Annotated in this window: 15 protein-coding genes; 9 read left to right on the top strand and 6 right to left on the bottom strand. The window is 38.7% G+C overall.

Annotated features, from left to right (window positions below; genetic code table 11):
* Nucleotides 1-4 precede the first annotated feature (4 nt).
* From ribD to CEQ21_RS16980, 3 genes are read left to right on the top strand one after another with little or no spacing between them, the layout of a single operon-like run.
* Nucleotides 5-1,099: a bifunctional diaminohydroxyphosphoribosylaminopyrimidine deaminase/5-amino-6-(5-phosphoribosylamino)uracil reductase RibD gene (ribD, locus tag CEQ21_RS16970; protein WP_185767311.1), complete on the top strand. Its 1,095-nt coding sequence runs from the start codon at nucleotides 5-7 to the stop codon at nucleotides 1,097-1,099.
* 35 nt (nucleotides 1,100-1,134) lie between these two features.
* On the top strand, nucleotides 1,135-2,241 hold the full coding sequence (locus tag CEQ21_RS16975; RefSeq protein WP_185765549.1) for an FAD-dependent monooxygenase: 1,107 nt from the start codon (nucleotides 1,135-1,137) through the stop codon (nucleotides 2,239-2,241).
* An 18-nt stretch (nucleotides 2,242-2,259) separates the two neighbouring features.
* Nucleotides 2,260-2,838, top strand: coding sequence for a 5' nucleotidase, NT5C type (locus CEQ21_RS16980; RefSeq protein ID WP_185765550.1), 579 nt, complete (start codon nucleotides 2,260-2,262; stop codon nucleotides 2,836-2,838).
* 44 nt (nucleotides 2,839-2,882) lie between these two features.
* Here CEQ21_RS16980 and CEQ21_RS16985 read toward each other — a convergent pair whose 3' ends face one another.
* From CEQ21_RS16985 to CEQ21_RS16995, 3 genes are read right to left on the bottom strand one after another with little or no spacing between them, the layout of a single operon-like run.
* On the bottom strand, nucleotides 2,883-3,359 hold the full coding sequence (locus CEQ21_RS16985) for an Lrp/AsnC family transcriptional regulator (protein ID WP_185765551.1): 477 nt from the start codon (nucleotides 3,357-3,359) through the stop codon (nucleotides 2,883-2,885).
* 16 nt (nucleotides 3,360-3,375) lie between these two features.
* Nucleotides 3,376-3,915 carry a chromate transporter gene (locus tag CEQ21_RS16990; protein ID WP_185765552.1) on the bottom strand — a complete coding sequence of 180 codons (540 nt, stop codon included), beginning with the start codon at nucleotides 3,913-3,915 and terminating at the stop codon, nucleotides 3,376-3,378.
* 2 nt (nucleotides 3,916-3,917) lie between these two features.
* Nucleotides 3,918-4,487, bottom strand: coding sequence for a chromate transporter (locus CEQ21_RS16995; RefSeq protein ID WP_185765553.1), 570 nt, complete (start codon nucleotides 4,485-4,487; stop codon nucleotides 3,918-3,920).
* A 379-nt stretch (nucleotides 4,488-4,866) separates the two neighbouring features.
* On the opposite strand from CEQ21_RS16995, the gene ade reads away from it, so the two are divergent.
* A complete protein-coding gene (gene ade, locus CEQ21_RS17000) occupies nucleotides 4,867-6,600 on the top strand; it encodes an adenine deaminase (protein ID WP_185765554.1) in 1,734 nt (577 codons plus the stop codon).
* Nucleotides 6,601-7,191: 591 nt separating this feature from the next.
* Here ade and CEQ21_RS17005 read toward each other — a convergent pair.
* Both CEQ21_RS17005 and CEQ21_RS17010 read right to left on the bottom strand, forming a co-directional pair.
* Nucleotides 7,192-7,512, bottom strand: coding sequence for an 8-amino-7-oxononanoate synthase (locus tag CEQ21_RS17005; RefSeq protein WP_185765555.1), 321 nt, complete (start codon nucleotides 7,510-7,512; stop codon nucleotides 7,192-7,194).
* A gap of 15 nt (nucleotides 7,513-7,527) precedes the next feature.
* Nucleotides 7,528-8,433, bottom strand: a complete 906-nt coding sequence (locus tag CEQ21_RS17010) for an HD domain-containing phosphohydrolase (RefSeq protein WP_185765556.1) — start codon at nucleotides 8,431-8,433, stop codon at nucleotides 7,528-7,530.
* A gap of 335 nt (nucleotides 8,434-8,768) precedes the next feature.
* On the opposite strand from CEQ21_RS17010, the gene CEQ21_RS17015 reads away from it, so the two are divergent.
* The 4 genes from CEQ21_RS17015 to CEQ21_RS17030 are packed head-to-tail and all read left to right on the top strand — an operon-like array spanning nucleotide 8,769 to nucleotide 11,029.
* The gene (locus CEQ21_RS17015; protein ID WP_185765557.1) at nucleotides 8,769-9,380 is read left to right on the top strand and encodes a flavin reductase family protein; all 612 of its coding nucleotides are present in this window, start codon (nucleotides 8,769-8,771) and stop codon (nucleotides 9,378-9,380) included.
* 34 nt (nucleotides 9,381-9,414) lie between these two features.
* Nucleotides 9,415-10,020 carry an alpha/beta hydrolase gene (locus CEQ21_RS17020; protein ID WP_185765558.1) on the top strand — a complete coding sequence of 202 codons (606 nt, stop codon included), beginning with the start codon at nucleotides 9,415-9,417 and terminating at the stop codon, nucleotides 10,018-10,020.
* Nucleotides 10,021-10,046: 26 nt separating this feature from the next.
* The gene (locus CEQ21_RS17025; RefSeq protein WP_185765559.1) at nucleotides 10,047-10,760 is read left to right on the top strand and encodes a pirin family protein; all 714 of its coding nucleotides are present in this window, start codon (nucleotides 10,047-10,049) and stop codon (nucleotides 10,758-10,760) included.
* The gene (locus CEQ21_RS17030) at nucleotides 10,760-11,029 is read left to right on the top strand and encodes a hypothetical protein (protein WP_185765560.1); all 270 of its coding nucleotides are present in this window, start codon (nucleotides 10,760-10,762) and stop codon (nucleotides 11,027-11,029) included. Before CEQ21_RS17025 ends, CEQ21_RS17030 begins: the two co-directional genes overlap by 1 nt.
* 67 nt (nucleotides 11,030-11,096) lie before the next feature.
* On the opposite strand, the gene gsiB is transcribed toward CEQ21_RS17030, so the two are convergent.
* The gene (gsiB, locus tag CEQ21_RS17035) at nucleotides 11,097-11,468 is read right to left on the bottom strand and encodes a glucose starvation-inducible protein GsiB (RefSeq protein ID WP_185765561.1); all 372 of its coding nucleotides are present in this window, start codon (nucleotides 11,466-11,468) and stop codon (nucleotides 11,097-11,099) included.
* Between the two features lie 155 nt (nucleotides 11,469-11,623).
* Here gsiB and CEQ21_RS17040 point away from each other — a divergent pair, with 155 nt between their 5' ends.
* Nucleotides 11,624-12,001: a type III secretion system effector protein gene (locus tag CEQ21_RS17040; protein ID WP_185765562.1), complete on the top strand. Its 378-nt coding sequence runs from the start codon at nucleotides 11,624-11,626 to the stop codon at nucleotides 11,999-12,001.
* The last annotated feature ends 78 nt before the right edge of the window (nucleotides 12,002-12,079 follow it).

The following is a 12,079-nucleotide window of genomic DNA, read 5'->3' on the forward strand; positions in this document are numbered from 1 at the left end:
AATGATGATAAAAACGGATCATGATTTTATGAAAATGGCTTTGGACCTTGCAGCAACTGCCAAGGGGAAAACAAATCCTAATCCAGTAGTCGGTGCAATCTTAGTGAAGGATGGCGTTATTGTCGGTTCTGGTCTGCACAGAAAAGCAGGTGAGCCCCATGCAGAGGTTCATGCATTCAAAATGGCTGGCGAACATGCTAAAGATGCAACTCTTTATGTCACATTGGAGCCATGCTCGCATTTCGGGAAAACACCACCATGTGCAAATTTGGTGAAAGACTCTGGTGTGAAAAGAGTCGTAGTTGCAGCGCAGGACCCGAATCCGTCTGTTGCGGGTAAAGGCATTGGCATTATAAAAGATGCTGGTATCGAAGTGGAAGTTGGTGTGCTTGAGGAGGAAGCAAAAAAGCTAAATGAACGCTTTATGCACAATATGATCACACAAACTCCATTTGTTATCTCTAAGGTTGCTATGACATTAGACGGCAAAATAGCAGCATATACAGGTCACAGCCAATGGATTACAGGGGAGGAAGCGAGGAAAGAGGTTCATTATCTTCGCAATGAAGTCGATGCAATCCTTGTCGGTGTTGGAACTGTACTAGCTGACAATCCAAGATTAACGACTCGTCTTGACCAGCCTGCCAAAAATCCAATTCGAATTATTTTAGACAGCAAGCTGCGAACGCCAATTGATGCAAATGTAACAGATTGTTCTGAAGCTCAAACAATAATTGTCACAGGGCTCGATATCAATCATGAGAAGGCAGTGGCATTAAAAGCAAAAGGCGTTAAAATTCTTCAGGTGTCTGATGATGGAAAGCTTGATCTTAAGGCGGCAATGCAAAGGCTGTATGAAGAGGGGATAACAGATATCCTGCTTGAAGGCGGCAGTGAAGTGAATGCAAGCTTCATGAGAGCTGATCTCATTCAAAAATACATTGTTTACATTGCACCGAAGATTTTAGGCGGGAAATCCTCCTATACTCCATTTAGAGGGGAAGACGTGGAAACGGTGGATGAGGCTGTACAATTGCGGTTTGAAACAGTAGAAAAGGTTGGAGAAGACTTAAAGGTTTTCGCATACCCAGCAGGTTAACCAACAGTGAAAGATTAAAGGAAGAGGATGGGGAAATGACAGTTCTGAATGCAGAGGTATGTATTGTAGGTGCAGGTCCTGGTGGGGCGATGCTGGCTTATTTGTTGAGCACAGCAGGAGTCTCGACAATCCTGCTTGAACGGCATCATGATGTGGATAAAGAATTTCGGGGAGAGCACTTGAATGAAGAGGGGGAGCAGGTCCTCAAAAGTGCGGGTCTCTTTTCAAAATTGAAAGAAAAAGGCATCCTTTGCATGAGCCAAGTTGATTATATAGCGGATGGTAAAGTAGTCAAAAGCATCCATCCTCATCCTGAAGTCGGACATACTGGCATCCATGTTCCACAAAAACATCTGCTGAAGCTGCTGTTGGAGGAATCATCAAGGAACGCTGCGTTTAGGCTGGAAATGGATAGTGCTGTCAAGGAGCTAATTCAGACTGAAACGGGAGAATATTCTGGTGTAATCGCGGTAATAGACGGTGTTGAAACCGTTGTTAACAGCAAAATAATTGTTGGTGCAGACGGAAGATTTTCAACTATAAGAAAGAAAGGGGATTTTCCTGTAGAGGCAATTAAGCATGGCTATGATTTGCTGTGGGCAAAAATCCCCGCACCATCTAATTGGGAACCTGCCATTAAGATGGCGCTAGTCCAGGACAGCCAGCTTGCCCTTTTCACACAATACGGTGGGTTTATCCAAATTGGCTGGAATATAGAAGAGGGAAGTTTTCCCACACTCCGAAAAGGGTCTATCTCTCATTTTACGGAACAGCTCTTATCTGCTTTTCCAGAACTGAAGGAGTCCGTGCATGCGCATATTAAGGGCTGGAAGAATTTCGTCCTTTTGAAGGTGGAAAGCTCTAAAAGCAAAACATGGATCAATCATAATGTGATTTTGTTAGGAGATGCAGCCCATACAATGAGTCCAACAGGAGCTTTTGGTCTTAACAGTTCCTTAAAGGATGCAGAGGTGCTGGCAGAACTATTACAACGAATTCTTCACCAGCATGAAACGATGGATTTATTGAAGATATACGAGACTGTCCGGAAAACAGAGGTAGAAAAGGTACAGGAAGAGCAGCTTCGCAGAGAAGCGGCCTTTAAGGACCATTTCCCCGCAGCAGCAGTGGTTGTTAATTGATTGGAAGGGAAGCATATAATGAAGTTCGGTTTTGATATTGATGATACATTGATTAGTTTACGTGAGCATGCCTTTCATTTATATAATAAAACACTGCAAAAGGATGTGCATGTCGATCATTTTCATGCACTAAAAACAGTAGAAATACATGAGCCGTTTGGTCTTGATAACGATGAAGGGAAAAATATGTGGAGCTCTTTAAGTGAAGAGATATATTTCACAGATTGTCCCCCATATCCAAGTGCAGTTGAATTTCTGCAAAAGCTGACTGCTAATGGACATGATGTTTATTATATAACTGCACGAAACAAGGAGTTTGCAGAACGTACGAAGGAATGGATGAAAGCACAAGGCTTTCCAGTTAAGGATGGTCATTTTTTCTGCGGCATGGCTGACCATGAGAAAGTTGATGTTATCCAAAACCTTGGGCTTGATTACTATATGGATGATAAGTCTGCTGTTTTGGATACACTTGCAGAAACTGGTGTTCAGCTGCTAGTGAAAGACCAATCGTATAATAAGAATCTTTCCTATGACAGAGTGTACAGTTGGGCAGATGTTTGGGACTATCTTAAATTAGCAGAAGGCATAAAATGAAAAAAGCAGGGAACTAGATTCCCTGCCTTTTTTCATTTACACTGTTATAGCTTCATTCCCATCCTACTCTTATACCTTTTTATGAGCATTTGGCAATCGACACTGACAACGCCTTGGATTGCGTATAATTTATTCGTTAAAAATTGCTCCATTTCATGATTGTCTGCGAAAATTCCGTGCATATGTAATTTACTTGGTCCTGTCATATGATAGAGGCTGCTGATTGCGGCTTCATTTGCCAAAAGTTCAGCTACCTCCTCAAGATACTTTGGTTCCACATCAATATTAAAGAAAGCAGACACCGTCTTGCCGATTTTTACAGGATTAATAACAGCAGTGAACTTTTCAATTATGCCATTTTCCACCATTGTGTTTATTCGCATTTGCACTGCTACCCTTGATATTCCAACTTCTTTTCCAATATCTGTGTAGGAAATCCTGCCATTATCATGCAATAAAGACAATATTAAATGATCAATCTGATCTAATTTACTTGGCGTCAGTTCATGTCCATTTGTCATTTAGGTCTGTTCCTTTCTAATTTAAATGGGGTACAACAATGCCGCCATATGCAAAGGCTAGAATAATAACAATAGCAGGGTGAACCTTAAATTTCTGCAGTAAGGCAAAGGAAATCACCGCGATAGCAGCTGTTTGAATCCATCCTAACGAAATATAGGAGTCTTGCAGCATTTCAAAGGTAAGGATTATCATTAATGCTGCGATGACAGGCTGAACTAGAAGTGCCATTCCTTTCACTATTTTTGAATCACGATGCTTACTCATGATATTAGCAAGAAAAATAAGGGCAGCGGCAGATGGTACAACAGTTGCAACTAAAGCTACGATAAAGCCCCACCATCCGCCAATTCCAAACCCGACGTATGCCGCTATTTTTGTTGCGATTGGGCCGGGAAGAGCATTACCAAGTGCGAGCATATTGGAGAAGTCGGCATTTGAAAGCCAATTGTAGCGATTAACAATCTCTTCATACATAAGAGGAATGGAAGCTGGACCGCCACCATATCCGAAAATATTAGATAATAGAAAACTTAAAAAAATGCTGATTAGTATCATTTCTACATGCCTCTTTCTTTTTTATGGAGGATACGATCTTTAAGGTTAAAATGAAATGCTCCATAAGTTAAAAATATTAATACGACAATAGCAGGATGGATCGATATGTATTGCAGTAAAAACAGGCAAACCAATGTTAAAGCAACACCAACATATATTCCTAAACCTTTGATTGCTTTCTCCGCAAACTCATATGCCATTAAACCAAGCATAACGGCAATAACAGGAATGACGGCAGATACCATGCTTGTGATAACTGCTGAATGGCTAACAACGTTGATGAATGAAATCAACACGACCATTGCCAGACATGTCGGTAGAATGTGGGCAAGGACTGATACGATAGCTCCCAAAATGCCTTTTTGGCGATAACCAAGATATGCGGCCATTTTGGTGGCAATTGGACCTGGTAAAGTGTTGGCAATTGCCAAAATTTCGCCGAATTCATCATTATCAAGCCATTTGAATTTTGTCACGGCTTCATAACGGATAAGAGGTATAACGGAAGGCCCCCCTCCAAAACCAAGTATGCCAGACCGGCACATTGCGATAATTATTTCTTTATAAACCATCTGCTTTTCTCCCTTCTGTGTTATGAACATTATGTAATTAATAAATGCATAATTAATATCTTTTCGTAAATATAATAACATAATTGCTGTTATTTGAATTACAAAATATAAAAAAATATAACAATATGAAAATATGTTAATGCGTGATACCCCGCGAAAAAGAATTTGAAACTTGCTTCGAACTATAATACAATAGTAAAAATAATTTCAAAACGGTATGAAATACCAGTTCTCCTCTAGTTTGAACAATTCATCCCAACACATACTCTTCCATACCATTTGCAGTATCATTTTCCCATAAAGACAGGTTAATGATGGAAAGTAACAAAGACACATACAGGAAATAAGCAAGTGAAAATAAGAAGGGGGCTAAAAACGCATGAGCAGTACATATGAAAAGAGATTGAAGATAGCAGCGAAAAGGGAGAAGGCAGACCTTGTCATAAAGAATGCTTCCATAGTTAATGTATTTACAGGAGAGTTGATGGAGGGAGATATAGCTATATCCGATGACTCGATTGCAGGCATTGGCAATTACGAAGGAAAGAGTTCTATTGACGCAAAAGGAAAGTTCATTCTCCCTGGTTTGATCGATGGCCATGTTCATATTGAAAGCAGTATGCTCACACCACAGGAATTCGCAAAGGTTCTTTTGCTGCACGGTGTCACTACCGCGATAACTGATCCTCATGAAATTGCCAATGTTGCGGGAACAGAGGGAATACAATATATGCTAGACCAATCAGAAGGCTTGCCGCTTGATATTCGTGTTATGCTCCCTTCATGTGTGCCTGCCGTGCCGAACGACAGCAATGGTGCGGCTTTGTATGCAGATGACTTGGCTCCTTTTTTCAAGCATGAGCGTGTCCTTGGATTAGCAGAGGTTATGGATTTCCCATCAGTCTTTAACACAAGCCCTGACATGGTTAGTAAGCTTCTTCTAACAAAGGAGAGCAATGGAATAATTGACGGTCATGCTGCTGGAATTGATCGGGAAAGCTTGAATGTCTACAGTGCTGCAGGTATTCGGAATGATCATGAAGCAACTACTCTTAAAGAGGGCAAGGACAGGCTGGATTTAGGGCTATACCTTATGATAAGGGAAGGTACTGTCGCTAAAGATTTAAAAGCATTACTGCCAGTCGTTACAGAAAAAAATGCTCGCAGATGTCTGTTTGTAACAGACGATAAACTGATCGATGATCTATTTGATGAGGGCAGTGTAGATCATTGCGTTCGTTTAGCTATAAAGGAAGGGCTTAATCCAATAACCGCCATTCAAATGGCGACAATTAATACTGCTGAATGCTATAAACAGGAAAGAATCGGAGCTGTGTCACCTGGTTATAAAGCTGATTTCTTAATTGTTGACAGTCTGGAGGATCTTTCCATCAAGCAAGTTTATAAAGACGGAAAATGTATTGTGGAAGACGGCAACCTGAAATTAGAGCGGTTCAAGGAGCAGACATACGAAGATACCACTCTTCCCGCATTAAATTATGCACCATTTAAGGTAGAAGAGTTGCAGCTGCCACTGCAATCTGAAAGCTGCCACGTAATTGGGGTTATTCCAAACAGTATTGTGACAGAGCATCTAATAGAGAAGGTACAGGTCGAGGACGGGATTTTTCAGCCTTCAGTAGAAGCGGATTTACTTAAGCTAGTTGTAGTAGAGAGACATCATCGTACAGGAAATATTGGACGTGGAATTGTAAAGGGATTTGGCTTTAAAAAAGGAGCAATTGCCACTAGCATCTCCCATGATTCTCATAATATCGTCGCAGTTGGCACAAATGATGAGGATATAATGCTTGCGATTGAAGAATTGAAAAATATTAATGGAGGCATCACAGCAGTTGCCGAAGGACAATTAATTGCTTCCCTGCCATTACCAATAGCAGGTCTGATTTCAGATCAAAGCTATGAAACACTGTACCAGCAAATGAATACACTTAACGAGAAGGTAAAACAACTTGGTGGGGAAAGCAGCTTTAATCCATTTCTAACTCTTTCCTTTTTGTCCTTGTCTGTTATTCCTACCTTAAAACTGACCGATAAAGGGCTGTTTGACTTCAGCCAATTTGCGTACATTGATATAGAAGCAAATAAATAGGTAGAAACGGACATCTTCAAGATGTTCGTTTTTTGTCTTTTAAACAAAAAAAGGATCCAGCTTTCTTAAAAGCTGGATCAAAAAAATATATTTTAAGAGGGGAAACTCTTAACATAAATCTATTCTACTAGGTAATTATGAATAAATAATGAACAAACCATTAAAAAATAAAAAATATAGTAATTGCTTTTTTTCCATTAAAAAATATTTTCACTCAATAGAGAAAAAGACCTATTAAGAAAAGAATTGGCTAGGCCGATATATTTGGTAAGAAGCACCATTACAAGCTAAATATAGGTACAGATGTTTATTTAACAAAAAAATGGGTCATATTAATAATAAATACAGACATAATGAAAGCGTTTTCGTATATAATGGATGTAAGCTAATCATTAATTCTGGTCTCACTTACTAATAAGGGGTGGATGGCATGGAAGAACAAGCGAAATTTTTTACTGGATTGAAATGGGGCGTCTTACTTAGCGTACCACTGTGGATTTCCTTTTTTGGATGGATTAAACTACTTTATCACTTTGTTTGAATTAAATAAAAAAAAGGGCTTCGGGATTTTTCCCGAAGTCCTTTTTGGGTTTATGCTAAAGGAAGTGGAGGATCGATGCCAATAACAGGTACTCCGTCAACAGTCAGCCAAATATAATAATGATCGAACTCTTTACCTGTAATTTTTTCAATCTTCGCGATGATTTTTTCTTGTGCATCAAAAGTGCGTTTTGCTGTTTGTTCACCAAGCGGAATATTCTTCATTCCTAATAGGTCGGCGATTTGTCGTGCTTGCTCATATGTTACTTCCACATATTTATCATATTCTGGAAAATAAGCTGCTTCTGCAGGCTTTACCTGTAAGGAAACGATTAAAATAACGGCAAGTAAGCTCCAAACTAGTTTTTTCATTATGTTTTCTCCTCTTTAATATTTTTCTATTTTATCTCTTAGCGCTATAAAAGCATCAACCACAAGTGGATGATACATAGTACCCTTGTTGTTAAGAATTTCCTCGAAGGCTTCTTCTTTCAATTTTCCCTTTTTGTAGACTCTATCTGTAGTCATGGCATCAAAAGAATCAACCACCGCAATTATGGCAGCTTCAATTGAAATTTCATTTCCCTTTAGTCCCTTTGGGTAGCCTTTGCCATCATATCTTTCATGATGTTGTTCTACTATTACTCCTACTTCTCGAAGGAATGGAATTCTGGTTTCTTCCAATAATTCACGTCCAAATGTAGTGTGAAGCTTCATTACTTCCCACTCATCTTCTGTAAGTTTACTTGGCTTTTGTAATATATTTAACGGAACTTTGACTTTTCCGAGATCATGAAAAAAAGACGATAGATTTAAACGGGCAGTCTGCTTGGTGTTAAGGCCGAGTGTCTCTCCTACAAGCATCGAATAATCCTTAATTCTTTCACAATGATCTCTTGTGTAACCGTCTTTTTCTTCGATAGATATTGTAAGCTCAAATAAATCTTTAGAAAGTTGGCTATAGTGGTGAAACACTGGTTGGCTTGTGACGTATATAAATTCCGTTATCTCTTCAGCATAGAAGATAGTATATACCTTAATAGGGCTTCCATAAAAAGATTGTCCAGGATTTAACTCTATTGAATTGCCATCCCTCTGATAAAGTAATTTTCCTGAGAGTATATAGAAATACTCTAACCCTTCCCAACCTTCTTCAGGACCCATTGCCCAACTGGAGCCTTGCTGCAGTTTATGGTAAATCACTTCCGTTCCATCCCCAGCTGCAATTAGAGATATCTGTAAGCCCTTAAAATGTACTGTTTCAATAAACTCTCCTTCATTTAAAATTCCCACACTATTTCCCTCTCTCTTCTAACAATAAAAGCTATTTTTCTAGACTCTAAGAATATACCTTATTTTATCTAAAATATAGTGTAATTGTAATAGGTAAAAGTCATTAAATTAGGTCTAAATGAGTGGTTTTTCAGATGGAAACAGAGTAAAAATTATACAAATTAATGATAGCAAAATATAATAGGAAAAAATAGTGTAATTTTCTTTATTTTTACTAGATTAAACGACTCATTCTTGACAGAAGGTCTTTATTAGTAGTATGATTATCTCGAATTCGAGATAAAATAAAAATCAACAATATTAAGTTTCTGCTTACTAAAGAATGGAGGTATCTTATGTTAACAATTTATCCAAGTACGCTTTCTGCTAAGGAAGTGTATAAGTTCTTTATCGGAAGCGTTATTCCTAGGCCGATTGCGTTTGTTACTTCTAAAGGAAGCAGTGGTGTTATAAATGGTGCACCGTTCAGCTTCTTTAACATTGTATCCTCTGATCCACCTATTTTGTCTGTTGCTGTTCAAAGAAAGGATGGCCAACAAAAGGATACAGCGAGAAATATAGAAGAGCACAATGAATTTGTTATCCATATTAGTGATGAAGACAATATTGGAGCGATTAATGAAACTGCTGCAAGCCTTCCTCCAGATGAAAGTGAGCTTGAGCTTGCGAACTTGACGCTTGCCGAAAGTTCTGTCATTTCCGTGCCAGGAATGAAGGAGGCAAAAATACGGATAGAATGTAAGCTTGAGAAAATTGTAGAAATTAAGGATGACAATGGGATTGTAACGTGTGATTTGATTTTAGGCAGAGCTGTCTGCTTCCATATTGAGGATGCTTTATATAAGGATGGAAGAATTAATCCACATCTTTTGAAGCCTGTCAGCAGACTTGCAGGAAATGACTACAGCAGGCTTGGAGAGTTGTTCACCATTACTAGACCAAAATAAAAAGACATTATTATGTCTTAGATAGGAGATAAATATGAAGCATATCTTTAAAAAAGGTACAAATGAGCAATTGCCAACATTATTATTACTCCATGGAACAGGAGGTACAGAGACGGACCTTTTGCCGCTTGCAGAATTAATTAGTCCACAGTCATCTGTACTTAGCGTTAGGGGAAATGTATTAGAAAATGGCATGCCACGTTTCTTCCGCCGGTTAGCAGAAGGGGTTTTCGATATCGAGGATTTGAAGGAGCGCACAAAGGAGCTTCATGACTTTCTTGACAGCAGTGCAGACGAATACGGCTTTGATCGGAATAATATTATAGCAGTCGGATATTCAAATGGAGCAAATATAGCAGCAAGTATCTTATTCCATTATGCAAACGGCTTGAAAGGTGCGATTCTCCACCATCCAATGGTTCCGTTAAGAGGTATGGAATTGCCTGATCTAAATGGTGTGCCTGTTTTTATTTCTGCAGGCACAAATGACCCAATTTGCCCGCGCAGTGAGTCAGAGGAGCTGAAAGAGCTGCTTGAAGGAGCTGGAGCAAGTGTTGAGGTGCATTGGGAGAATTATGGTCATCAATTGACAAGATCAGAAGTTGATGCAGCAGCTGTCTGGTTAGCAGGTACTAAATAATTCAAGGTGAAAAGAGGTGTATTTGCATGATTAACGTATTTAAGAAAGCGGACGGACATTCTGCAAGTAATGACTGGGTAGAAAGCCATTTTAGCTTTTCGTTTGGAAATTATTATGATTCGGACAATGTTCGATTTGGTCCGATGCGTGTATTAAATGATGATACGATTCAGCCTAATAAGGGATTTGGAATACATCCGCATAGAGAGGCTGAGGTCGTGTCGATTGCGATCACAGGACAGCTTAAACATGAAGACAGCTTAGGAAACAGTGGTGTCATCGAATTTGGCCAGGTGCAGCGAATGACAGCAGGTACAGGTATACTTCATTCCGAAATAAATCCGTCTGAAACAGAGCCAGGGAGATTCTTACAGCTTTGGTTTTTCCCAGATACAAAACAGCTTCCTCCGTCCTATGAAGATGTGAAATTCGATGTAAATCAGTTAACAAACCAGCTCTTGCCAGTGGTAGCACCTTCTGCAAGTGAAGGTGTAGCAATGATACATCAAGATGTAACAATCTATTTATCCAAGCTAGAGCAAGGAGAGTCTCTTGATTTCAATCAGGAACAGAACAGGCGAATACTTGTGTATGTGATCAGTGGAGCGGCACAGCTGAACAACGAACACCTCATTGGAAAACAAGACTCAGCTCGTATTACAAATCTCTCTTCCTTGCATATTAAAGCAGATGAAGACTGCTTTTTCATGCTGATTGATTTACCAGGAGGGGATCTTTAATGCTGATGATTCGCCATGCTATTGGAAGCAGACTGTTTTTACAAACGGAGGATTACACTATCACATCAGAGGGTGAAAAGTGGATAATTACTGCTGATGCCAAGCAAGAGGAGCTTGATAACTTATTAGCTTTCAAAGAGGAATTAAATTTATTTGTTGTTGGAGAAAACGAGAAAACATGGTATTACTCATCAGATGCTGACATAGAAAAAACTGATGCGGGTAATATTCAAATTATCGCAGACCATAAAACAATATATCCGGTATAAAGAAATAAACCCGAATGCAAAAGCATTTGGGTTTATTCTTAGTTGTTAATTTGTTATAATTTTAATATTAGTTGTTGTTATTTGTGGAGTTGCCGCCTTTTCGACCAATTTCTTGATAAAACTCTTTATCATGATTATCGGAAGTGGCTTCTCCGCCTTTTTTGCCGATTTCTTGATAGAATTCTTTATCATGATTATCGGAAGTAGCCTCTCCGCCCTTTTTCCCGATTTCTTGATAGAATTCTTTATCATGATTTTCAGAAGTGGCTTCTCCGCCCTTTTTCCCGATATCTTGATAAAAGTCTTTATCATGATTTTTGGAAGTGGCTTCTCCGCCTTTTTGTCCAATTTCTTGATAAAATTCCTTATCGTGATTTTTTGAAGTTGCTTGTCCACCTTTTTTACCTGCTTCTTCTCGACTCATTTTGTTGTCTGCCATGTTAATCACTCCTTAGAATTTTTAGTTAATAAATTGTACATTGGTTATATAGCCGATTTCACTACATATAAACATATTAGTCTAAATTATTCACACGGAAATGTTTGGTAATTAGTTAATTTATATGAATTATATAGATATTACTTAAAGGGGAAATGATTAAATTTATGATTACAATCGATAAATTTATGGAAGTTGTAGCAAAGGCAGAACAGCTTGGCTGCAAGGTCGTTTATAACGCAGATAAGAAAATTAGCTTTAATGCAAATATGTATATAACAATTCCTTTCTTAATTACATTGGAAAATACATACGCACTCGCACATGAAATTGGCCATGTTATGGATTATGTTAATGGCGATTTAGATTATGATAAATGGTTGAATGACTGGTCTTACAGAGTGAATGCTGAAATGAGCGCATGGGTGAACGCCTATAAGCTGCTTAATGAGCTTGGTGTTTCATTAGATCAATGGCAAGCACATGTGGACAGTAAATTAAGGAATTATTTTATATTGCCTGAGGTGATTTAAAAAAAGGCTTTATGCATGGAAAACAGCATGCATAGAGCCTTTTTTTATTTCTAGATATTGTTAATAAGTTAAGGATTA

It is taken from the genome of Niallia circulans (assembly GCF_007273535.1).
GTDB classification, from domain to species: Bacteria; Bacillota; Bacilli; order Bacillales; family Cytobacillaceae; genus Niallia; species Niallia circulans_B.

Coding starts and splice junctions, on each gene's coding strand:
- ribD (WP_185767311.1), top strand. CDS start 5: ATGATAAAAACGGATCATGATTTTATGAAAATGGCTTTGGACCTTGCA.
- CEQ21_RS16975 (WP_185765549.1), top strand. CDS start 1,135: ATGACAGTTCTGAATGCAGAGGTATGTATTGTAGGTGCAGGTCCTGGT.
- CEQ21_RS16980 (WP_185765550.1), top strand. CDS start 2,260: ATGAAGTTCGGTTTTGATATTGATGATACATTGATTAGTTTACGTGAG.
- CEQ21_RS16985 (WP_185765551.1), bottom strand. CDS start 3,359: ATGACAAATGGACATGAACTGACGCCAAGTAAATTAGATCAGATTGAT.
- CEQ21_RS16990 (WP_185765552.1), bottom strand. CDS start 3,915: ATGATACTAATCAGCATTTTTTTAAGTTTTCTATTATCTAATATTTTC.
- CEQ21_RS16995 (WP_185765553.1), bottom strand. CDS start 4,487: ATGGTTTATAAAGAAATAATTATCGCAATGTGCCGGTCTGGCATACTT.
- ade (WP_185765554.1), top strand. CDS start 4,867: ATGAGCAGTACATATGAAAAGAGATTGAAGATAGCAGCGAAAAGGGAG.
- CEQ21_RS17005 (WP_185765555.1), bottom strand. CDS start 7,512: ATGAAAAAACTAGTTTGGAGCTTACTTGCCGTTATTTTAATCGTTTCC.
- CEQ21_RS17015 (WP_185765557.1), top strand. CDS start 8,769: ATGTTAACAATTTATCCAAGTACGCTTTCTGCTAAGGAAGTGTATAAG.
- CEQ21_RS17020 (WP_185765558.1), top strand. CDS start 9,415: ATGAAGCATATCTTTAAAAAAGGTACAAATGAGCAATTGCCAACATTA.
- CEQ21_RS17025 (WP_185765559.1), top strand. CDS start 10,047: ATGATTAACGTATTTAAGAAAGCGGACGGACATTCTGCAAGTAATGAC.
- CEQ21_RS17030 (WP_185765560.1), top strand. CDS start 10,760: ATGCTGATGATTCGCCATGCTATTGGAAGCAGACTGTTTTTACAAACG.
- gsiB (WP_185765561.1), bottom strand. CDS start 11,468: ATGGCAGACAACAAAATGAGTCGAGAAGAAGCAGGTAAAAAAGGTGGA.
- CEQ21_RS17040 (WP_185765562.1), top strand. CDS start 11,624: ATGATTAAATTTATGATTACAATCGATAAATTTATGGAAGTTGTAGCA.